The organism is Actinoplanes nipponensis (genome assembly GCF_016862275.1).
Taxonomy (GTDB): Bacteria; Actinomycetota; Actinomycetes; order Mycobacteriales; family Micromonosporaceae; genus Actinoplanes; species Actinoplanes nipponensis.
The window spans coordinates 42185-62614 of record NZ_BOMQ01000075.1 but is presented as its reverse complement, the minus strand read 5'-3'; the positions used below and the strand labels follow the sequence as shown (position 1 = coordinate 62614).

The 20430-nt window shown below is 72.1% G+C and carries 16 protein-coding genes; 10 read left to right on the top strand and 6 right to left on the bottom strand.

Annotated features, from left to right (window positions below):
- Window positions 1-17: 17 nt before the first annotated feature.
- The 3 genes from Ani05nite_RS31935 to Ani05nite_RS31925 are packed head-to-tail and all read right to left on the bottom strand — an operon-like array spanning window position 18 to window position 3575.
- A complete protein-coding gene (locus Ani05nite_RS31935; RefSeq protein ID WP_203774557.1) occupies window positions 18-1049 on the bottom strand; it encodes an ABC transporter permease in 1032 nt (343 codons plus the stop codon).
- The gene (locus Ani05nite_RS31930; protein WP_203774556.1) at window positions 1042-2052 is read right to left on the bottom strand and encodes an ABC transporter permease; all 1011 of its coding nucleotides are present in this window, start codon (window positions 2050-2052) and stop codon (window positions 1042-1044) included. Before Ani05nite_RS31930 ends, Ani05nite_RS31935 begins: the two co-directional genes overlap by 8 nt.
- Complete coding sequence (locus Ani05nite_RS31925; RefSeq protein WP_239130839.1) at window positions 2049-3575, bottom strand: sugar ABC transporter ATP-binding protein; 1527 nt, start codon at window positions 3573-3575, stop codon at window positions 2049-2051. The genes Ani05nite_RS31930 and Ani05nite_RS31925 overlap by 4 nt, the downstream gene beginning before the upstream one ends.
- A 189-nt stretch (window positions 3576-3764) precedes the next feature.
- Here Ani05nite_RS31925 and Ani05nite_RS31920 point away from each other — a divergent pair, with 189 nt between their 5' ends.
- From Ani05nite_RS31920 to Ani05nite_RS31890, 7 genes are all read left to right on the top strand, one after another.
- On the top strand, window positions 3765-4778 hold the full coding sequence (locus Ani05nite_RS31920) for a LacI family DNA-binding transcriptional regulator (RefSeq protein WP_239130838.1): 1014 nt from the start codon (window positions 3765-3767) through the stop codon (window positions 4776-4778).
- A gap of 89 nt (window positions 4779-4867) precedes the next feature.
- Window positions 4868-6898, top strand: a complete 2031-nt coding sequence (locus tag Ani05nite_RS31915) for a bifunctional aldolase/short-chain dehydrogenase (protein ID WP_203774553.1) — start codon at window positions 4868-4870, stop codon at window positions 6896-6898.
- Window positions 6895-8304: a rhamnulokinase gene (locus Ani05nite_RS31910; RefSeq protein WP_239130836.1), complete on the top strand. Its 1410-nt coding sequence runs from the start codon at window positions 6895-6897 to the stop codon at window positions 8302-8304. The genes Ani05nite_RS31915 and Ani05nite_RS31910 overlap by 4 nt, the downstream gene beginning before the upstream one ends.
- A gap of 1 nt (window position 8305) precedes the next feature.
- Window positions 8306-9043: a (Fe-S)-binding protein gene (locus Ani05nite_RS31905; RefSeq protein ID WP_203774551.1), complete on the top strand. Its 738-nt coding sequence runs from the start codon at window positions 8306-8308 to the stop codon at window positions 9041-9043.
- Complete coding sequence (locus tag Ani05nite_RS31900; protein ID WP_203774549.1) at window positions 9040-10458, top strand: lactate utilization protein B; 1419 nt, start codon at window positions 9040-9042, stop codon at window positions 10456-10458. The genes Ani05nite_RS31905 and Ani05nite_RS31900 overlap by 4 nt, the downstream gene beginning before the upstream one ends.
- Window positions 10455-11051, top strand: coding sequence for a LutC/YkgG family protein (locus Ani05nite_RS31895; RefSeq protein ID WP_203774547.1), 597 nt, complete (start codon window positions 10455-10457; stop codon window positions 11049-11051). The genes Ani05nite_RS31900 and Ani05nite_RS31895 overlap by 4 nt, the downstream gene beginning before the upstream one ends.
- Window positions 11048-12469 (top strand): L-fucose/L-arabinose isomerase family protein, encoded by a 1422-nt coding sequence (locus tag Ani05nite_RS31890; RefSeq protein ID WP_203774545.1) that lies wholly within the window; start codon window positions 11048-11050, stop codon window positions 12467-12469. The genes Ani05nite_RS31895 and Ani05nite_RS31890 overlap by 4 nt, the downstream gene beginning before the upstream one ends.
- Window positions 12470-13785: 1316 nt before the next feature.
- Here the strand turns inward: Ani05nite_RS31890 and Ani05nite_RS31885 are convergent.
- Both Ani05nite_RS31885 and ahcY read right to left on the bottom strand, forming a co-directional pair.
- Window positions 13786-15447, bottom strand: a complete 1662-nt coding sequence (locus Ani05nite_RS31885) for a Na+/H+ antiporter (protein ID WP_203774543.1) — start codon at window positions 15445-15447, stop codon at window positions 13786-13788.
- An 84-nt stretch (window positions 15448-15531) separates the two neighbouring features.
- Entirely contained in the window at window positions 15532-16992 is a 1461-nt protein-coding gene (gene ahcY / locus Ani05nite_RS31880; RefSeq protein ID WP_203774541.1) for an adenosylhomocysteinase, read from the bottom strand.
- A 321-nt stretch (window positions 16993-17313) separates the two neighbouring features.
- Between ahcY and Ani05nite_RS31875 the strand changes: the two genes are divergently transcribed.
- From Ani05nite_RS31875 to Ani05nite_RS31865, 3 genes are read left to right on the top strand one after another with little or no spacing between them, the layout of a single operon-like run.
- Window positions 17314-17646 carry a YciI family protein gene (locus Ani05nite_RS31875; RefSeq protein ID WP_203774539.1) on the top strand — a complete coding sequence of 111 codons (333 nt, stop codon included), beginning with the start codon at window positions 17314-17316 and terminating at the stop codon, window positions 17644-17646.
- A 5-nt stretch (window positions 17647-17651) separates the two neighbouring features.
- Window positions 17652-18845, top strand: coding sequence for an RNA polymerase sigma factor (locus Ani05nite_RS31870; RefSeq protein ID WP_203774537.1), 1194 nt, complete (start codon window positions 17652-17654; stop codon window positions 18843-18845).
- Window positions 18842-19342: a pyridoxamine 5'-phosphate oxidase family protein gene (locus Ani05nite_RS31865; RefSeq protein ID WP_203774535.1), complete on the top strand. Its 501-nt coding sequence runs from the start codon at window positions 18842-18844 to the stop codon at window positions 19340-19342. Before Ani05nite_RS31870 ends, Ani05nite_RS31865 begins: the two co-directional genes overlap by 4 nt.
- A 6-nt stretch (window positions 19343-19348) precedes the next feature.
- Here the strand turns inward: Ani05nite_RS31865 and Ani05nite_RS31860 are convergent, their stop codons facing one another.
- Window positions 19349-20350 carry a Gfo/Idh/MocA family protein gene (locus Ani05nite_RS31860; RefSeq protein ID WP_203774533.1) on the bottom strand — a complete coding sequence of 334 codons (1002 nt, stop codon included), beginning with the start codon at window positions 20348-20350 and terminating at the stop codon, window positions 19349-19351.
- Between the last annotated feature and the right edge of the window lie 80 nt (window positions 20351-20430).

Genomic DNA, 20430 nt, shown 5'->3' with positions numbered 1-20430 from the left:
CCTAGGAAGGGGGGAGATCAAACGGTGGCGGCGCGGCGCAGTTTCCGCCTTTGCCAGGTGGTGCGGATCGAGGTAGCGATGTTGGGCAGCAGTACGGAGAGCACGAGCAGGGCGCCGGTGACGATGTTCAGCGCCTGCCCCGAGACGTCCTGCAGGCGCAGGGCGTTCTGCAGAGCGGCGAGCAGGACCACGCCGGCCAGGACGCCCGGGAGGCTGCCCTTGCCGCCGAAGATGGAGACGCCACCGAGCAGGACCGCGGCGACCACGGCCAGCTCGAGTCCGGCGCCGTTGTCGGCCCGGGCGCTGGAATAACGCAGCGTCCAGAGCACCCCGACCAGCCCGGCGACCGCGCCGCTGACCACGTACAGCCAGAACTTGGTGCGGGCCACCCGGATGCCGGAGAAGTGCGCGGCCTGGGCGTTCGCGCCGATCGCGAACAGCGAACGGCCGAACGGCGTCGCGTGCAGGATGACCCCGAAGATCGCCGCCAGGACCAGGATCAGGACGAGGACGTTCGGGACCGGGCCGTCACCGATGGTCCCGGTGACCCAGCCGGTGTACGTGAACGGGAAGTCCGCGACCGCGCCGTCGCCCAGCACCACGAACGCCAGCCCGCGGTACAGGGCGAGCGTGCCGATGGTGACCGCCAGCGACGGCAGCCCCAGCCCGGTGACCAGGAAGCCGTTGATCGCCCCGAGCACCGCCCCGACCACGACGCAGATCGGGATGATCGACTCGATGGACAGGCCCTGGTTCCACAGGTAGCCCATGATCGAGCTGGCCAGGCCGAGTGTGCTGGCCACCGACAGGTCGATCTCGCCGGTGACGATGATGAAGGTCATCGGCAGCGCGACCAGCACGATCGGCAGCAGGTCGAGGATCATGAAGGTGAAGTTGCGGCTGGTGCCGAAGTTGGTCACCGAGAACGACGCCACGACCAGCACGAAGACGGTCAGCAGGACGATGATGCTGTCCCAGGTGGCGAGTCTCCTCCGGACCTCCAACACGGCGTTGTCCTTCTGTTTTCCGCCGCGGGCAAGATCAGACATGGGAGTCCTTCTTCCGCAGCGAGCGGGCGATCCGCACCGCCACCAGGCGGTCCGCGCAGATGGCCAGGATGATCAGGGCGCCGACGATGGCCTGCTGCCAGAACTGGTTGATGTCCAGCACGGTCAGGGAGCTGCCGATCACGGTCAACAGCAGGGCGCCGAGGCCCGCGCCCCACACCGTGCCGCTGCCGCCGAAGACCGCCACCCCGCCGACCACCACGGCGGCGACGACGTTGAGTTCCAGGCCGGTGCCGGCGGCCGCGTCGACCGTGCCGAACCGGGCGGCGAACAGCACCCCGGCCAGCCCGGCCAGCGCGCCGCTCAGGATGAACGCGCCGAGCAGGTTGCGGGCCACCTTGATGCCGGCCAGCTCGGCGGCCTGCGGGCTGGAGCCCATCGCGTACAGCTCGCGGCCCACCCGGTAGTTGCGCATCAGCAGCGCGACGCCGCCGACCACGACCAGCGCGATCAGCACCAGCCAGGGGATGCCCAGGACGGCGTCGTTGGCGAAGGTCAGGAAGTGCCGCGGCAGCTCGTCGGCGTTGACCTGCTGGCCGCCGGCCCACGAGTAGGTGACGCCGCGGAACATGTAGAGCGTGCCGAGCGTGACCACCAGGGCGGGCACCCGGCCGTACCGGACCAGCACGCCGTTGAGCACGCCGGCCGCCCCGCCGACGGCGAGGCCGACCAGGATCGCGACGACCATCGGCAGGCCGGGGTTGTCGCTCATCATCGTCGCGACGGTGAACGCGCTCAGGCCCAGCACCGACCCGACGGACAGGTCGATGTTGCGGGTGATGACCACGACGGCCTGCCCGGCCGCCATCACCGCGAGGATCGCCGTGTTCAGCAGGATGTCGCGGATGCTCTGCCCGGACAGGAACCGCGGGTTGCTCGCCGCGGTGTAGCCGACCAGCAGCACCAGGGCCAGGATGATGCCCAGCTCACGAACCTTGACCAGGCCGGAGAGGAGGTGCCGGGGCGCCGTCGCGGTCGCGGTCATGTGGTCACCTGCTGACCCATTGCGGCGTACATGACGTTCTCCTCGGTGGCTTCCGCGCGGGTGAGCCGGGCGGCCACGTGGCCCTCCCGCAGGACGATGATCCGGTCGGCCATGCCCAGCACCTCGGGCAGCTCGGACGAGACCATGACGACGGCGAGCCCGCGGGCCGCCAGGGACGACATGAGCCGGTGCACCTCCGCCTTGGTGCCGACGTCGATGCCGCGGGTGGGCTCGTCGACGATCAGCAGCTTCGGGTCGGTGGCCAGCCACTTGGCCAGCACCACCTTCTGCTGGTTGCCGCCGGACAGCGTGCCCACCGGGTCGGACAGCCGGCCCAGCTTGGTCTGCAACTGGCTGGTCCAGCTGGTCGCCTCGCGTCGCTCGGCCGCGCCGAACAGCAGGCCGAGCCGGGCCAGCGCGCGGCTGCGGGGCAGCGTCACGTTGCGCTCGATCGACAGGTCCATGACCAGGCCCTGCTGGCGGCGGTCCTCGGGGACCAGCGCCATGCCGGCCGCCATGGCCGCCCGCGGCGAGCCGGCCTTGAGCGGCTTGCCGAGGAAGCGGACGGAGCCGGTGTCGTACCGGTCGACGCCGAACACCGCCTGCATGACCTCGGAGCGGCCCGCGCCGACCAGGCCGGCCAGGGCGACGATCTCGCCGGCGCGGACCGTGAAGCTGACATCGCGGAAGACGCCCTCGCGGCCCAGGCCCTCGACCTCCAGCACCGTCTCGCCGATCTCGGTGTCCTGCTTGGGGAAGAGCGCGCTCAGGTCGCGCCCGACCATCCGCCGGATCATGTCGTCGACGCTGAGGTCGGCGACCGGTTCGGTGCACACGTGCCGGCCGTCCCGCATGATCGTGACGCGCTGGCAGAGCGCGGTGATCTCCTCGAAGCGGTGCGAGATGAACATGATGGCGGCGCCCTCGTCGCGCAGCGCCCGGGTGACCGCGAAGAGCCGGTCGACCTCGACGCCGCTGAGCGCCGCGGTCGGCTCGTCCATGATCAGCACGCGGGCCTCGCTGGAGAGCGCCTTGGCGATCTCGACGAGCTGCTGGTCGGCGATCGACAGGCCGCGGGCCGGGCGGTCGGGGTCGATGTGCACGCCCAGCCGGGTGAACAGGCGGGCGGCGTTGGCGTGCATCGCCTTGCGGTCGATCTGCCGCAGCCGGGTGAGCGGTTGGTTGCCCATCGCGATGTTCTCCGCGACGGAAAGGTCGGGGAAGAGCGTCGGCTCCTGGTAGATCACGGCGATGCCGGCGGCCTTGGCGTCGGCCGGGCCGGCGAACTCGACCTCGGCGCCGTCGACGGCGAGCGTGCCGGTGTCGGGCCGGTGCACGCCGGCCAGCATCTTGACGATGGTGGACTTGCCCGCGCCGTTCTCGCCGACCAGGGCGTGCGCCTCACCGGCGTACAGCGGGAAGCTGACGCCTTGCACCGCCGCCACGGCGCCGAAGGACTTCGTCACGTCGCGCACTTCCAGCTTGGCCGGGCCGGGCCGTGACGGGCCGGGCGTTGCTGTCACGGGCCACCTCCGAACGATCGTTGAAATGTTTCATACGGCGTGAGACGAAAGTAGGTGGCCCCGATCACACGTGTCAAGCGTCTGGTGAAACCTTGTGGAAACAAGCCCGGTACCGGTGTGCCGTGGTGCCGTACGATGTCGCTTCAACGTTTCAAAGGGGGAGCCGTGGTCAACGGCAGGACACCGTCCGTGAAGGACGTCGCCCGCTCGGCCGGCGTCTCCCTGGGCACCGTGTCGAACGTGATGAACCGCCCCGAGGTGGTCAGCCCCAGCACCCGCGAGCGGGTCGAGCGGGCGATGGCCGAGCTCGGCTTCGTCCGCAACGAGTCCGCGCGCCAGCTGCGGGCGGGCACCAGCCGCACCCTGGCCTACGTGATGCTCGACGGCAGCAACCCGTTCTTCCACGACGTCGCGCAGGGCATCGAGCTCGCGGCCGAGGAGGCCGACCTGTCGCTGTTCATCTGCAACAGCAACGGCCGGGCCGACCGCGAGGAGGTCCACCTCGACCGCCTCATGCAGCAGCGGGTGCAGGGCATCCTGATCACCCCGGTCAACCCCGAGGCCCCGCACCTGGCCGAGATCAGCCGCCGGGGCATCCCGGTGGTCATCGTCGACCGGGTCGGGGTGGGCGGCGCCTTCTGCTCGGTGGCGGTCGACGACGTGCTGGGCGGCCGGATCGCGGTCGAGCATCTGGCCGAGCAGGGCCACACCCGGGTCGCCGTGGTCGGCGGCCCGGAGTCGATCGGGCAGGTCCGCGAGCGCCTCGAGGGGGCCCGGCAGATCTGGGCCGAGCTCGGCCTGCCCCCGGACGACCTGATCTACCTGCCCACCGCCGCGCTGACCGTGGCCGAGGGGCGCTCGGCCGGCGAGCGGCTCGCCGGCATCCCGGCGCGGCGCCGGCCCACCGCCGCGTTCTGCGCCAACGATCTGCTCGCCCTCGGCCTGCTCCAGCAGACCATCGGCGCCGGCCTGCGGGTGCCGGAGGAGCTGGCCATCGTCGGCTTCGACGACATCGAGTTCGCCGCCGCGGCGGCCGTGCCGCTCACCTCGGTGCGCCAGCCGCGGCAGGAGCTGGGCCGGGCCGCCGCGCAGCTGGTGCTGGACGAGGCGACCAACCCCGACCATCACCACCACCAGCAGCCGTTGTTCGTGCCGGAGCTGGTCGCGCGAGCCTCGACGGTCGTGCGCTCGCGCGCCTACTGACCGCCGGAGGTATTGACCGGGGCCGCCGCGGGCCCGTAATCTGCTCGACATCAATGAAACGTTTCATGGCCCGCCTGCGAAGGATCACCATGTCTAACCCCGCAGTCAGCGACCTCCTGGCCCGCAGCAACCGCCTGGGCGCCGACCCCCGCAACACCAACTACGCCGGCGGCAACACGTCGGCGAAGGGGACGGAGACCGACCCCGTCACCAACGCCCCGACCGAGCTGGTCTGGGTCAAGGGCTCCGGCGGCGACCTCGGCACGCTCACGGAGTCCGGCCTCGCGGTGCTGCGGCTGGACCGGCTCCGCGCGCTGGCCGGGGTCTTCCCCGGCGTCGAGCGCGAGGACGAGATGGTGGCGGCGTTCGACTACTGCCTGCACGGCCGGGGCGGCGCCGCCCCGTCGATCGACACGGCCATGCACGGCCTGGTGGACGCGCCGCACGTCGACCATCTGCACCCGGACGCGGGCATCGCGCTGGCCACCGCCGCCGACGGCCCGGCGCTGACCAAGGAGATCTTCGGCGACCGGGTGCTGTGGGTGCCGTGGCGCCGGCCCGGCTTCCAGCTCGGCCTGGACATCGCCGCCGTGCAGCGGGCCAACCCGCAGGCCATCGGCGTCATCCTCGGCGGCCACGGGATCACCGCGTGGGGCGCCACCAGCGCCGAGTGCGAGGCCAACTCGCTCGAGATCATCAACACCGCCGCGGCCTGGATCGCCGGTCACGGCCGCGAGGCGCCCTTCGGCCCCCTGGTCCACGAGGCCCTCACCGACGAGGTACGGCGGGAGCGCGCGGCCGCCCTGTTCCCGATCGTCCGGGGCCTCGCCTCCACCGACCGCCCGCAGGTCGGCCACTACACCGACAGCGAGGTCGTGCTCGACTTCGTCCGCCGCGCGCGGATGCCGGAGCTGGCCGCGCTGGGCACCTCCTGCCCGGACCACTTCCTGCGGACCAAGGTCAAGCCGCTGGTGCTGGACACCGCGCCGGACGCGCCGCTCGCCGAGGTCGAGGCCCGGCTCAAGGAACTGCACGCCGCCTACCGCGAGGACTACCGCGGCTACTACGAGCGGCACGCCGGCCCGGACAGCCCGGCCATGCGCGGGGCGGACCCGGCGATCGTGCTCATCCCCGGCGTCGGCATGTTCAGCTTCGGCGCGAACAAGCAGACCGCCCGGGTGGCCGGCGAGTTCTACGTCAACGCCATCAACGTGATGCACGGGGCCGAGTCGGTCTCCACCTACGCCCCGATCGACGAGGCGGAGAAGTTCCGGATCGAGTACTGGGCGCTGGAGGAGGCCAAGCTCCGGCGGATGCCGAAGCCCAAGCCGCTGGCCACCCGGATCGCGTTCGTCACCGGCGGCGGCTCCGGCATCGGCCGGGCGATCGCGCTGCGGCTGGCCGCCGAGGGCGCCTGCGTCGTGGTCGCCGACCGCGACGCCGACGCCGCGCGGACGGTGGCGGCCGAGATCGGCGGACCGGACGCGGCGGTGGCCGTGGCCGCCGACGTGACCTCGCCGGCCCAGGTCGCCGCCGCCCTCCGGGACACCGTGCTGGCCTTCGGCGGGGTGGACCTGGTCGTCAACAACGCCGGGCTGTCGATCTCCAAGCCGCTGCTGGAGACCACCGAGGCCGACTGGGACCTCCAGCACGACGTCATGGCCAAGGGCTCGTTCCTGGTCGCCCAGGCGGCCGCCGCGGTCATGATCGCGCAGGGTCTGGGCGGCGACGTCGTCTACATCTCCAGCAAGAACTCGCTCTTCGCGGGCCCGAACAACGTCGCCTACGGCGCGGCCAAGGCCGACCAGGCGCACCAGGTCCGGCTGCTCGCCGCCGAGCTCGGCGGGCACGGCATCCGGGTCAACGGCATCAACCCCGACGGGGTGGTCCGCGGCTCCGGCATCTTCGCCGGCGGCTGGGGCGCCCAGCGGGCCGCCGTCTACGGCGTGGAGGAATCCGAGCTCGGCGCCTACTACGCCCAGCGCACGCTGCTCAAGCGCGAGGTGCTCCCGGAGCACGTGGCGAACGCGGTGTTCGTGCTGACCGGCGGCGAGCTGTCACACACGACCGGCCTGCACATCCCGGTGGACGCCGGGGTGGCAGCCGCCTTCCTGCGGTGAAGACGTTCGCGGCGGTCGACCTCGGCGCGTCCAGCGGGCGCGTCATGGTCGGCCGGGTCGGGCCGGGCACGCTCGCCCTGGAGGCGGTCAACCGGTTCCGCAACGAGCCCGTCCGCGCCGGCGGCACCCTCTACTGGGACATCCTGGCGCTGTACCGGGGCGTCCTGGAGGGGCTGCGCCGGGCCGGGCCGGTCGACGGCATCGGCATCGACTCCTGGGCCGTGGACTACGGGCTGCTCGACGCGACCGGGGCCCTGCTGGGCAACCCGGTGCACTACCGCGACTCGCGGACCGAGGGCGCGGCCGAGCGGGTCGCGTCGGTGATCGGCGAGGAGAAGCTGTACGCGCTCACCGGCCTGCAGAAGCTGCCCTTCAACACCATCTATCAGCTGGTCGCCGCGGCCGGCACCCCGCAGCTGGCGGCGGCCCGGCAGCTGCTGATGATCCCGGACCTGCTGGCGTACTGGCTGACCGGCGAAACGGGAGCGGAATTCACCAACGCTTCCACGACCCAGCTTCTCGATCTAGGCTCGGGTCGGTGGGCCGGAGAACTGATGACCGCGCTCGGGATCCGGCCCACCCTCTTCCCGCCGCTGCGGGCGCCCGGCACGGTCATCGGCCCGGTGCTGCCTGAGCTGGGCCTCGGCACGCCGGACGTCATCGCCGTGGGGTCGCACGACACCGCGTCCGCGGTGGTGGGGGTGCCGGCGGCGGGCCCGGACTTCGCCTACATCTCCTGCGGCACCTGGTCGCTGGTCGGTGTCGAGCTGGACGCGCCGGTGCTCACCGAGGCGTCCCGGCGGGCCAACTTCACCAACGAGGGCGGCGTCGACGGGACGGTGCGCTATCTGCGCAACGTGATGGGGCTCTGGCCGCTGCAGGAGTGCCTGCGCGAGTGGGGCTCCCCGGACCTGCCCGCGCTGCTGCGCGAGGCCGCCGCGGTGCCCGCCTTCCGGGCCGTCGTCGACCTGGACGACCCGGTCTTCCTGCCGCCGGGGGACATGGCCGGCCGGCTGACCCGGGCCGGTGACCGCCCGCCGTCCGGCCGGGCCGAGATCGTGCGGTGCGTGCTGGACAGCCTCGCGCTGGCCCACCGCCGGGCCGTCCGCCAGGCCCAGGAGCTGTCCAGCCGGTCCGTCGGCGCGGTGCACATCGTCGGCGGCGGCGCCCGCAACGAGCTGCTCTGCCAGCTCACCGCCGACGCCTGCGGACTGCCCGTGCTGGCCGGCCCGGTCGAGGCCACCGCGCTGGGCAACGTGCTGGTGCAGGCCCGGGCGGCCGGGGCGATCAGCGGTGACCTCCCGGCGCTGCGGGCCCGGTTGCGGGAGACTCAGCAGATCGTGCGCTACGAGCCGCGCGGCGACGCGGCCGCGTGGCGAGCGGCCGAGCGCCGACTGGAGGCCTGACATGCGCATCGCGCTGTTCGTGACCTGCCTGGCCGACACCATGTTCCCGGCGGCGGCCAAGGCGACCGTGCACCTGCTGGAGCGGCTCGGCCACGAGGTGGTCTTCCCCGAGGGGCAGACCTGCTGCGGCCAGATGCACATCAACACCGGCTACCAGCAGGACGCCCTGCCGCTGGTCCGCCGGCACGTCCGGACCTTCGCCCCGTACGACGTGGTGGTGGCGCCGTCCGGGTCGTGCGTGGGATCGGTGCGGCACCAGCACGCGATGGTGGCCCGGTCGGCGGGGGACGAGGGGCTGGCCGCCCGGGCCGAGGACGTCGGCTCGCGCACGTACGAGCTGTCCGAGCTGCTGGTCGACGTGCTCGGGGTGGAGGACGTGGGCGCGTACTACCCGCACCGGGTGACGTACCACCCGACCTGCCACTCGCTGCGGATGATCCGGGTCGGCGACAAGCCGCAGCGGCTGCTGCGCCACGTCCGCGGGCTGGAGCTGGTCGAGCTGCCCGCGGCCGACCAGTGCTGCGGCTTCGGCGGCACGTTCGCGCTGAAGAACGCCGACACGTCGACGGCGATGCTGGCCGACAAGATGCGCCACGTGCTCGACACCGGGGCGGAGGTCTGCACCGCCGGCGACTCGTCCTGCCTGATGCACATCGGCGGCGGCCTGTCCCGGCTCGGCGCCGGCGTCCGGACCGTGCACCTCGCCGAGATCCTCGCCGCGACGGAGGACACCCCATGACCACGTTCCTCGGCATGCCGACGACCTCGCCGCGTGGCGTGGGGCACCTGCGCGGCGACGAGGCGTTCCCGGCCGCCGCCCGCAAGGCCCTGGGGAACGCCCAGCTGCGCCGCAACCTCGGCCACGCCACCACGACGATCCGGGCCAAGTCCGGCGCGGTGATCGCCGAGCTGCCGGACTGGCAGGAGCTGCGGACGGCCGGCTCGGCGCTGAAGACCGACACCATGGCCCGGCTGCCCGAGCTGCTGGCGCAGCTGGAGGAGAACGTCACCGCGGCCGGCGGCGTCGTGCACTGGGCGGCGGACGCCAACGAGGCCAACCGGATCGTCACCGAGCTGGTCCAGGCCACCGGGGAGACCCGGGTCATCAAGGTCAAGTCGATGGCCACCCAGGAGATCGCCCTCAACGAGGCGCTGGAGGCGGCCGGCATCGAGCCGGTCGAGACCGACCTGGCCGAGCTCATCGTGCAGCTCGGCCACGACAAGCCCAGCCACATCCTGGTGCCGGCGATCCACCGCAACCGGGCCGAGATCCGCGAGATCTTCCTGCGCGAGATGCCCGGCGTCGACCCGGCGCTCACCGACGAGCCGGTGATCCTGGCCGGCGCGGCGCGGCGCTACCTGCGCGAGACGTTCCTCAGCACGAAGGTCGCGGTGTCCGGGGCCAACTTCGCCGTCGCGGAGACCGGCACGCTGGCCGTGCTGGAGTCCGAGGGCAACGGCCGGATGTGCCTGACCCTGCCGGAAACCCTGATCACGGTCATGGGCATCGAGAAGCTCGTGCCGACGTGGCAGGACCTCGAGGTGTTCCTGCAACTGCTGCCCCGGGCCTCGACCGGGGAACGGATGAACCCGTACACGTCGATGTGGACCGGGGTGACGCCGGGCGACGGGCCACAGAACTTCCACCTGGTGCTGCTGGACAACGGACGTACCGCGGTGCTGGCCGACGAGGTGGGGCGCCAGGCGCTGCACTGCATCCGCTGCTCGGCGTGCCTCAACGTGTGCCCGGTCTACGAGCGGACCGGCGGGCACGCGTACGGGTCGGTCTATCCGGGCCCGATCGGGGCGGTGCTGTCGCCGCAGCTCACCGGGGTCGAGGACAACGCCTCGCTGCCGTACGCGTCGTCGCTGTGCGGTGCCTGCTTCGACGCCTGCCCGGTGAAGATCGACATCCCGTCCATCCTGGTGCACCTGCGCAACGAGGCGCCGCACCCGCGGGGCGAGCGGGCGGCGATGCACGCGGCCGCGTACACGATGGACCATCCCCGGCTCTACGCGGCCGCGCAGCATGCCGCGAAGCTCAGCCGGCTCGCCGGTCGGCGCCTGCCGCCACCGCTCAGCGGCTGGACCGCCAGCCGCGATCTGCCCGACCCGCCGCCCGAGACCTTCCGCGACTGGTGGGCCAAGCGATGAACAGCCGCGAGCTGATCCTCGGCCGGATCCGCGCCGCCCTCGGCGACACCGCGCCGCCGGCCGAGATCCCGCGCGACTACCGGCGCGGCGACGAGCCCGCCGACCTGGACCGGCTGGTGGAACGGCTGGAGGACTACAAGGCGGTCGTGCACCGCGGCGTCCCCGTCGCCGAGACGGTGGCCGCGCTCGCGCCCGCGCCGCTGATCGTGCCGCCCGGCATCGACCCCGACTGGCTGCCCGTCGGCGTCGACGTGCTGCGCGACGAGGGACTGAGCGCGGGGACGCTGGCCGGCGCCGGGGGAGTGCTCACCGCCGCCACCGTCGCCGTCGCGGAGACCGGCACGATCGTGCTCGACGGATCACCCGGCCAGGGCCGGCGGATCATCTCACTGCTGCCGGACCTGCACATCTGCGTGGTACGGGCGGACCAGGTCGTCGCTTCCGTGCCGGCGGCGCTGGCCCGGCTCGACCCGCGCCGCCCGCTCACCTGGATCAGCGGCCCGTCGGCCACCAGCGACATCGAACTCAACCGCGTCGAGGGCGTCCACGGCCCGCGCCGCCTGCACGTCATCCTCCTGGAGGCACCGTCATGACCGACCTTCTCCCCGTCAAGCAGCGGCGCAGGACCCGGATCGGGCTGGTCGCCGGCGGCCTGGGCACGTACTGGCCGCAGTTCCCCGACCTGCTGCCCCAGCTGCAGGAGTCCGCCCGCTACGTCTCCCAACGCTTCCAGGACATGGACGCCGAGGTCACCGACGTCGGCTTCATCTCGGACGCGCAGGAGGGCGCGGCCGCCGCGGAGAAGCTGCGGGTGGCCGACTGCGACCTCATCGTGCTGTTCCTGACGACGTACCTGACGGCCTCGATGGTGTTGCCGATCGCCCAGCGGGCCAACACCCCGGTCCTGGTCATCGACCTGCAGCCGACCGAGAAGATGGACCACGCGTCGTTCGACACCGGGGCGTGGCTGGCGTACTGCGGGCAGTGCCCGGTGCCGGAGATGGGCAACACGTTCCGCCGGGCCGGGATCCCGTTCCGCTCGGTCTCCGGCTGGCTGCGGCAGGAATCGGCCTGGCAGCGCATCGGCCAGTGGATCCGGGCGGCCCACGTCCGCGCGGCCCTGCGGCATGCCCGGCACGGGCTGATGGGTCACCTCTACCCCGGCATGCTGGACGTCTCGACCGACCTGACGCTGCTGCCCGCGACGTTCGGCTCGCACGTCGAGGTGCTCGAATTCGACGACCTGCGCCAGCGCGTCGAGCAGGTCACCGAGGCCGAGACCAAGCAGCGGATGGACCTGGCCCGGGAGATCTTCACCCTGGACGACACGGTGCAGGAGGAAGACTTCGCCTGGGGCGCCACGGTGTCGGTCGCGCTGGACCGCCTGGTCGACGACTTCGCGCTGGACAGTTTGGCCTACTACCACCGCGGCCTCGACGGCGAGCAGCACGAACGCCTCGGCGCCGGCATGATCCTCGGCGCGTCCCTGCTGACCGCCCGCGGCATCCCGGCCACCGGCGAGTACGAGCTGCGCACCACCGTGGCCCAGCTCGCCACCCAGGCGGTCGGCGCGGGCGGCTCGTTCTGCGAACTGCAGGCGCTGAACTTCACCGACAACGTGGTGGAGATGGGCCACGACGGCCCGGCCCACCTGGCGGTCAGCGCCCGCGACCCGCTCCTGCGCGGCCTGGGCGTCTACCACGGCAAGCGCGGCTGGGGCGTCAGCGTGGAGTTCGATGTCCGCCCCGGCCCGGTCACGCTGCTCGGCCTCGGCCAGGACCGGGACGGATCGCTGTCGTTCATCGCCGCGGAGGGGACGGTGGTGCCGGGGCCGCTGCTGGCCATCGGCAACACGACCAGCCGGGTCGACTTCGGCCGGGATCCGGGTGAGTGGGTGGACGAGTGGAGCGCGTCGGGGGTGGGGCATCACTGGTCGCTGTCGCTGGACCACCGGGCGGCGGATTACAGGGCGGCGGCTAGCCTGCTGGGCATCGACTTCCGGCAGGTCTGACCCGGTTGTGGGCAATGATGGCGGTGCTTCCTGGATCTTGATGAGGGGTGGCCGGGTTTGGGGGCCGGTAGTTATCAAGGTCTCGAAGTGGGTCTGCGTGGTCGAGGGGGTTGGGGCTTCGTCGTTGGGGAAGTGGCGCGGCGAGGTCCTGTATGGATTCGGTGCTCGGGTGCTCGGGTGCTCGGGTGCTCGGGTGCTCGGGTGCTCGGGTGCTCGGGTGCTCGGGTGCTCGGTTAGCCGGTGGCGGCGGCGTTGGCGGTTCAGCATGATGCCGTGGCGTGGCCATCACGGGGCAGCTGCCGCATTGATGTTGCCCACCTGTGCAGATCTTGGAGAGTTGGGGCCTCTTCCAGGGCGCTGAGTCATCAAGATCCGGCTGCAGAGGATCTTGATCGACGTTGCCCAGTGCTCGTTGGTGGCGGGCGTCGGCTGTTGAGCGGGATGCTGTGGCGTGGCCATCAAGGGGCAGTCGCCTCATCACTGCTGCCCGCCTACGCGGATCTTGGAGAGTGGGGGCCTTCTCCAGGGCGCTGAGTCATCAAGATCCAGCTAGAGACGATCTCCGGTGCCCGGTGCCCGGTGCCCGGTGCCCGGTGCCCGGTGCCGGTTGGTGGCGGGCGTCGGCTGTTGAGCGGGGTGCTGTGGCGTGGCCGTCACGGGGGCAGTCGCCTCATCACTGCTGCCCGCCTACGCGGATCTTGGAGAGTGGGGGCCTTTTCCAAGGCGCTGAGTCATCAAGATTCAGCTAGAGACGATTCATATCACTCGGTGCTCGTGCTCGGTGGCTCGATTAGCCGGTGGCGGTGGCGGTGGCGGTGGCGGTGGCGGTGGCGTCGGCGGTTCAGCGGGATGCCGTGGCGTAGCCATCACGCGCCAGCTGCCGCATCACCGCCCCCCAGCTGCGCGGATCTTGGAGAGTGGGGACCATTTCCAAGGCGCTGAGTCATCAAGATCCAGGTGAAGACAATCTCCACCGGGAGACGGGGCCGCGGGCACATGGGAAAGCCCTGCGGCGGGCCGGGCCGGGCTCGGCGGAACCGGATGCGCGAGCCGGATGGGGGCGGGTCGGGCTGGCCGTGACCAACCGGAGCGGGTACCCAGGCGAGGCCAGCTAGCCGGACCCCCTGCCGGATCGGGGGCCCACCCGCGGCAGGTAGGCCTGGCGACACGCCGGCGACAGCCAAGCCGCGGGCAGCCGCCACAACCCCCACCCCCACCCAGCCGGAAGCCGAAGAAAGAGCCATGCAATTAGCCGGAGCGACGGTCAGCACCATGCAACCAGGCACGACATCGCCCGAAAGAATTTGATCAAGAACCTACCGGGGCCGATCCGGCAGCAGCCGCTCCTCGAAGTCGAGTTCCCGTTCCAGCACCCGCAGCCCTTCGTCCGAGAGCCGGTCCGCGTCCCGCCAGCGCAGCAGTTCGTCGCGCTGGGCGTCGATCACCGCGCGGCGGACGCGCAGACCGGCCTCGTACTGCGGGGAGTGCGGCACCCGGTCCGAGTCGGACTGGTCGAGCAGGTCGAGCCGGCGCCGGTAGCGCTCCATCCGGTGGCCGAGCTGTTTGCGCATCGCCTCGATCGCGGCGTCCTCGACGTCGTCGTGCTTCTCGTGGTCGATCTCGTCGAGCCGGTCGAGTGCCGCCTGCACCGACGCCGAGCGGGCCTCGTTGCGCAGCCGGACCTTGTCGGCTTCGTTGGCGCGCAGCCCGAGTATCCGCACCAGCGGGGCGAAGGTGACGCCCTGGCCGACCAGCGTCACCAGCACGACGACGAAGGCGCAGAACAGCAGCAGGTCGCGGTCGGGGAACGGCGCGCCGCTCTTGGTGGTGAGCGGCACGGTGAAGATCGCCGCCAGGGTGATGACGCCGCGGGTGCCGGCCCAGCTGAGGGCGGTGATCTCCTTGCCGTTGAGGCGTCGTTCGCGTTCCCGGCCGCGCTGTTCGGTCTCGTCGCTGGTGCCGCCGAGCCGGGTGTGCAGCGAGATCGGCAGCATCTGGGTCAGCACCAGGAACAGCGGGCGCAGCAGCAGCACCACGCCGACGGAGATGGCGACGGCGATGACGATCGTCGATGTCTCGTACTGCGACAGGCCGCGGACCACGGCCGGCAGCTGCTGGCCGATCATCAGGAAGACCAGCCCCTCCAGCAGGAAGTCGACCAGCCGCCAGACCGCGCTGACCTGCAGCCGGCTCGCGCCCGAGCCCAGCCGGGGCATGTCGTGGCCGACGATCAGGCCGGCCACGACCACGGCCAGCACGCCGGAGACGTGCACCCGCTCGGCCAGCAGGTACGCCACGAACGGGGTGGCCAGCGAGACGGCGTTGGCGATCAGCGGGTCGTGCATGATCGGGCGGGCGGTCCGGACGCCGTACGCGACCAGGATGCCGGCGATCACCCCGCCCACGGCCATGATCACGAACTCGCCCACGGCCGAGGTGAACGAGAACTTGCCGTTCGAGGCGGCGGCCAGCGCGACGCTCAGCAGGGTCAGCGCGGTCGCGTCGTTGAGCAGGCCCTCGCCCTGGATCAGGGTGACGATGTTGCGGGGCAGGCCGATCCGCTTGCCGATGGCGAGCGCGGCCACCGGGTCGGGGGGTGCCACGGCGGCGCCGATCGCGACCCCGGCGGCGAGCGTGGCGCCGGCTACGAACAGGCTGAAGCCATAGCCGATGAGCAGGGCGGTGAGCAGCACCAGGACCACGGAGAGGCTGATCACGGTCCGCAGGTTGCGGCGGATGTCGACCAGCGAGGAGTTCAGCGCCGCGTTGTAGAGCAGCGGCGGGAGGATGAGCGTCAGGACCAGGTGGGGGTCGAGTGCGATGTTGGGGCCGGGCAGGACGGCGTACACGATCCCGACGACCGTCAGCAGGGCGGCGGCGGGCAGACCGGTCTTGGCGGCGACCCAGCGCATCGCCACCACGACGGCGACTCCGGCCAGGATGAACAGCAACGTCGTCTCGACTTTCACCCGGCACATTCTCCCGGACGGCGGCCGATCACGCGCTCATGATCGAACGTGGCCCGGGTCTCCCGGTGAGCGGGTGACCCGGGCCTCGATCGGTCAGTACCGGTAGTGGTCCGGCTTGTACGGGCCCTCGACGTCGATGCCGAGGTACTCCGCCTGCTTCTTGGTCAGCGTGGTGAGCCGCACGCCGAGCGCGTCCAGGTGCAGCCGCGCGACCTTCTCGTCCAGGTGCTTCGGCAGCACGTAGACCTGCTTGTCGTACGCCTCGGGCTTGGTCCAGAGCTCGATCTGGGCCATCACCTGGTTGGTGAACGAGTTGGACATCACGAAGCTGGGGTGCCCGGTGGCGTTGCCCAGGTTCATCAGCCGGCCCTCGGAGAGCACGATGATCGCGTGCCCGTCCGGGAAGCGCCACTCGTGCACCTGCGGCTTGATCTCGACCTTCTCGATGCCCGGGACCTTGGCCAGCCCGGCCATGTCGATCTCGTCGTCGAAGTGGCCGACGTTGCCGACGATCGCGTTGTGCTTCATCTGCGCCATGTGCTCGGGCGTGATGATGTCCTGCCCACCGGTGGTGGTGATGAACAGGTCGGCCTCGGCGACGACGTCCTCGATCCGGACGACCTGCATGCCGTCCATGGCCGCCTGCAGCGCGCAGATCGGGTCGATCTCCGTCACGACGACCCGGGCGCCCTGGCCGCGCAGCGTCTCGGCCGAGCCCTTGCCGACGTCGCCGTAGCCGCAGACCACGGCGAGCTTGCCGCCGAGCATGACGTCGGTGGCCCGGTTCAGGCCGTCGACCAGCGAGTGCCGGATGCCGTACTTGTTGTCGAACTTGCTCTTGGTGACCGAGTCGTTGACGTTGATCGCCGGGAAGAGCAGCTCGCCGGTCTTGGCGAACTTGTACAGCCGGGCGACGCCGGTGGTGGTCTCCTCGGTGACGCCCTTGATGTCGGCGGCGATCCGGGTGAACCGCTGCGGGTCCGACGCCAGGCTGCGGCGCAGCGTGTCGAGGATGACCGTGTACTCGTGGCTGTCCTCGGTGGTGGTCGCGGGGACCGCGCCGGCCAGCTCGAACTCGCGGCCCTTGTGCACCAGCAGGGTGGCGTCGCCGCCGTCGTCGAGGATCATGTTCGGGCCGAGGCCGTCACCGAAGTCGAACAGCTGCTCGGTGCACCACCAGTACTCCTCCAGCGTCTCGCCCTTCCAGGCGAAGACCGGGGTGCCGGTGGGGGCGTCGACGGTGCCCTCGGGGCCGACCACGATCGCGGCGGCGGCCTCGTCCTGGGTCGAGAAGATGTTGCAGGACACCCAGCGGACGTCCGCGCCGAGCGCCACGAGGGTCTCGATGAGCACGGCGGTCTGGATGGTCATGTGCAGCGAGCCGGCGATGCGCGCGCCGCTGAGCGGCTTGCTGTCGGCGTACTCGGCGCGGATGGACATCAAGCCCGGCATCTCGTGCTCGGCCAGCCGCATCTGGTGGCGGCCGAACGCGGCCAGGGACAGGTCGGCCACGGCGAAATCGAGGCCGTTGCGCTGCTGAAGACGATCGTTCATGAAGAAGGGCACCCCCCTCATCGGGAGGCGCCCTTGAGACTCTGACCCGGGGGCCGAGCGTGGCGGAGCTCCGATCGCACGGAGTCCGTCGCAGCGCCTCTCGGCCGGGGGCTAGCGCCGCTCTTGGGCGCGCAGCCAAGAATAGCGGCCGACTCGCAAGATCGCCTCTGTCCCTCGGTTCCGGGCACGGCGTTCCCGCTGCTCGTGCGGGGGGTGGCGGCAAATTGTGACGCGGGCCACTATCTCCGGGGGCCGGACCTGTCCGGAACGGCGGCGCCCGTTCGTCACGGTGGTGAGATCACGGGAAAGAGGAGAACCGACATGAAGTACATGATGTTCGTCTGCACCGACACCGAGCCGGAGACCGACGAGTCCCGCATCCCGACCATCGAGGCCTGGGTGGCGGAGAACGACGCCGCCGGGCGGCGGGTCGAGGGCAGCGTGCTCGGCGCGGCCGCGGCGGCCACGACGGTCCGGGTACGCGGCGGCGAGCTGCTCCTCTCGGACGGCCCGTTCGCCGAGACCAAGGAGGTCATCGTGGGCTTCGACATCCTCGAGTGCGCCGACCTGGACGAGGCCATCGAGGTGGCCCGGGCGCACCCGATGGCCCACGGCGGCCGCCTCGAGCTGCGCCCGTTCGTCGACCTGGCCTGACGCGCATGACCGACGCCGGGAAGGCCGTCGCCCGAGCCGGTGCCGAGGCGTACCCGCGGATCGTGGCCGCCCTGATCCGGGTCACCGGCGACTGGACGCTGGCCGAGGACTGCGCCCAGGAGGCCCTCACGCTCGCCCTGGAACGCTGGCCGCGCGACGGGGTGCCGGCGAACCCGGGCGGCTGGCTCATGACGGTCGCCCGCAACAAGGCGACCGACGTGCTCCGGCGGGCGGCCGTCGAACGCCGCAAACTGGCCGAGCTGGCCCTGCTCACGGCGCCGGCGAGGGAGGGGGAAGAGGTCGTGGACGACCGGCTGCGGCTCATCTTCACCTGCTGCCATCCCGCGCTGGCCCTGGAGGCGCGGGTCGCGCTGACCCTGCGGACCGTGGCCGGGGTGCCGACCGCCGACATCGCGCGCGCCTTCCTGGTCACCGAGCCGACCATGACGCGGCGGCTCACCCGGGCCAAGAACAAGATCGCGACGGCCGGCATCCCGTACCGGGTGCCGGCCGGGCCGGCCCTGGCCGAGCGCCTGCCGGGGGTGCTGGCGGTGCTCTACCTGCTCTTCACCCGGGGGTACGACGCGGACGGCGAACCGGCGTTCGCGGCGGAGGCGATCCGGCTGGCCCGGCTCCTCGCCGAGCTGATGCCGCGCGAGCCGGAGATCACCGGCCTGCTGGCGCTGTGCCTGCTGCAGCACTCCCGGCGGGCCGCCCGCCGCGACAACGACGGCAACCTGCGCCCGCTGGACCGGCAGGACCGGTCGCGCTGGGACCACGCGGCGATCGCCGAGGCGCTGGCGCTGCTGCCGTCGACCACCGGCCCGTACGCGTTGCAGGCCCGCATCGCCGCCTGCCACACCGCGACGCCGACCGACTGGCCGGCCGTCGCGGGCCTGTACGACCAGCTGTACGCGCAACTGCCCACCCCGGTGGTCGCGCTCAACCGGGCGGTGGCCCACGGGTACGCGCACGACCCGGCGGCCGGGCTGCGGTTGCTGGCCGAGGCGCGGGCCGGCGGTGCGCTGGACGGGTACCCGTACGCGGTGGCGGCGGAGGCCGAGCTGACCGCCCGGGCCGGGGACACAACCGGCGCGGTGGCCCTCTTCGAGCAGGCCGCCGCCGTGGCCCCGTCCGCGCCCGAGCGGCGCGCCCTGCTGGCCCGCGCCGAGGAACTCAGTCGTGAAGAGGAGCCATGACCACACCGACCGCCGAACTCAACGAGGACTTCAGTGAGCCGGGCGCCACCGCGGTCCCGTGGGCCGACGCCGAGCGGGTGCTGGCCGCGGCGGAGATGTTCTTCCTGTCGACCGTGCGCGCCGACGGCCGCCCGCACGTGACCCCGCTGCCGGCGATCTGGGACCGGGGCCGGCTGCACATCTGCACCGGCGACCGGGAGCAGAAGGCGAAGAACCTGGCCCGCCGACCGGAGTGCGTGCTGTCCACCGGCAGCAGCCGGTTGCACGGCGGGCTGGACGTGGTGGTCGAGGGCGTGGCGCTCCGCGTCACCGGGCCGGAGCGGCTGCGCGCGCTGGCGGCGCTGTGGAAAGCCCGGCTGGACTGGGACTTCGAGGTGGGCGAGGGCGCCTTCCGGGACCCGGCCGGGCGCACCGGGCTGGTGTACGGGATCAGGCCGGCCAAGGTGCTGGCCTTCGGCAAGGGGCCGTACACGCAGACCCGGTACCGCTTCGGGTGAGCCCTGTCAGGCGGCGCCGCGCACGTCGCTGACGCGGACGGGCCGGTGCTCCCGCAGCGACACCGTGCACGCCTCGGCGATCCAGGCCGCCTCGACCGCGTCCGCGACCGTGCACGGGCTCTCCCGCGTACCGGCCACGACCTCGGTGAAGGCGGCCAGCTCGCGCCGGTACGCCGCCGCGAACCGGTCCATGAAGAAGGTGTGCGGCGGGCCGGCCGGGAAGGTGACGCCGGGCTCGACCGAGCGCAGCGGTAGCCCGTCCTCCAGCCCGACGGCGATGCTGTCCGCGCTGCCGTGCACCTCCAGCCGCACGTCGTAGCCGCGGCCGTTGTAGCGGGTGTTCGACACGACGGCGAGGGTGTCGTCGTCCAGGGTCAGGATGGCCGCGGCGGTGGCGGCGTCGCCGAGCTGCGCGAACAGGTCGTCGCCGCGGGCGCTGCCGGTGGCGTACACCTCGGTCACCTCGCGGCCGGTGACGTACCGGACGATGTCGAAGTCGTGCACCGCGCAGTCCCGGAAGATCCCCCCGGAGCCGGCCAGATACGCCGCCGGCGGCGGCGCCGGGTCCATGGTCGTCGACCGTACGGTGTGCAGCCGGCCCAGCTCGCCGCTCGCGACGGCGGCCCGCGCCGCCAGGAAGCCGGGATCGAAGCGCCGGTTGTAGCCGACCTGCACCCGCGCGCCCGCACAGTGCCGCAGCACCTCCTCGGCCGCGGCGGCGTGCCGGGCCACCGGCTTCTCGCAGAAGACCGGCAGACCCGCCTCGACGGCCGCGAGGATCAGCTGCGGATGCGCGTCGGTGGCGGCCGCGATGACCACGCCGTCGACGCCGCTGGTCAACAGGGCGGCCGCGGTCGGCGCGGGCTCGGCGCCGTACTTGCGGGCCGTTCGCTCGGTCACCGCCGGCACCGCGTCGGTGACGACGAGCTGGGTGACCGCGGGCAGCCCGCTGAGCGTCTCGGCGTGCAAGGCGCCGATCCGGCCGAGACCGATGAGTCCGATCCGCATCCTCAGTTCCTCGATCCGGTCCCGTTCCGCAGCTCCACGCTCTGAGAATGGGCGAGATGCAAGATCGAGACAAGGCGGCG